Origin of the sequence: Nocardia noduli (genome assembly GCF_019038455.1) — a bacterium.
Classification (GTDB): domain Bacteria; phylum Actinomycetota; class Actinomycetes; order Mycobacteriales; family Mycobacteriaceae; genus Nocardia; species Nocardia noduli.
Map to the genome: position 1 here is coordinate 1 of NZ_JAFMPL010000232.1, position 1,449 is coordinate 1,449.

General features: G+C 65.1%; 1 protein-coding gene. It reads left to right on the plus strand.

Going from position 1 to position 1,449, the window contains the following annotated elements:
• Positions 1 to 304: 304 nt before the first annotated feature.
• Positions 305 to 1,449 (plus strand): IS110 family RNA-guided transposase (locus JZ792_RS41095; RefSeq protein ID WP_254191099.1); only part of this gene is annotated, 1,145 nt, incomplete at its 3' end.

A 1,449-nucleotide genomic window follows, 5' to 3' on the forward strand; every position in this document is an offset into this window, starting at 1 on the left:
AATGGGTGAGTCGGACCCGTCCGACACGCCGAGAGGCGGACCGGCAGGTGGTCACTGAGATTTCACCGATCCGGGCGCAGTCTGATCAGGCAGCGAGCTGCCGACAGGTGATCACTACATGTGATGACAGGGACCGCGTTTCGAAGATCTCAACATAGACGGTGACCCTGCCGGTCCGCCGCGAGGGCCGGTGATCGGCTTGTGAGATGCCGCGCCGTCGAGCGCTTCCATTAGGTCGCCGCACCGCCTCGAGCTCGCGCGACAAGCGTGCCCCCGAGAAAAGGAGAAGTGGCCTGTGGTGTTGATGTGTGGAATCGACTGGGCCGAGAAACACCACGATATCGCGCTGATGAACGACGAAGGCGCGGTTGTGGCAAGAGCCCGGATAAACACCGGCGCAGAAGGTTTCGCCACCTTGCTGGCGGTGATCGCGAAGAACGGAGGGGGCCCCGACCACACCCCTGTCGCGATCGAGACCGACAAGAATCTACTCGTGGTCGCACTGGTCGAGGCCGGGTTCACCGTCTATCCGATCAATCCCCGCGCGGTGGCCCGTTACCGGGAACGCCACGGCCAGGCCGGCGGTAAGTCCGATCCGGGTGACGCCGCGGTCCTGGCCCACATTCTGCGCACCGACGCGCCGATGCACCGCCCGCTTCCTGCGGTCACCGAACACGGACGCGCTGTCAAGGCACTGGCACGCCAGCATCAAGAGGCGATCTGGGCGTTGCATCAAACAGTCAGCCGCCTACGCTCGGTGCTGCTGGAGTTCTATCCCCAAGCGATGCAGGCCTTTCCCAATCTCCAACATCGCGCCGCGACAGCGGTCCTGGCCGCTGCTCCGACTCCTGCCGCCGCAGCGAAACTGACCCGCGTCCGGATCGTGTCGCTGCTCAAACGGTGCGGACGCGGCAATCACCCGACTCTGGTCGAGCAGATCCTCACCGATCTGAAGACACCAGCACTTCGCCAGCCGCCGCGGGTCGAGCAAGCTCTCGGCCGAACCGTCAGCGGCCTGCTGAAGATTCTGCTCACCATGCAGCAGGCAGTCGATGAACTCGAATCCGGGCTGGAAGCCGAATTCGACACCCACCCGCAAGCGGCGATACTACGCTCGGCACCCGGCCTCGGCCCGATCCTGGCCGCTCGAATACTCGCCGAGATCGGCGACGATCCAACACGTTTCGCAAACCCTAACGGACTACGCGCCTTCGCGGGAACCGCGCCGGTGACCATGGCCTCGGGGCGGTCCCGCTACGTCAAGGCACGCAAGGTCCGCAACAAACGCCTCGGCGACGCCTGCCACTGGTGGGCTTTCTCAGCGCTCACCAAATCGCCCGGAGCCCGCGCCCACTACGACAAACGCAAGGCCGCCGGCGACCACCACAACGCCGCCCTGCGCAACCTCGCCAACAAGCTCCTCGGGCGCATCTGGTGGTGCCTGACCAA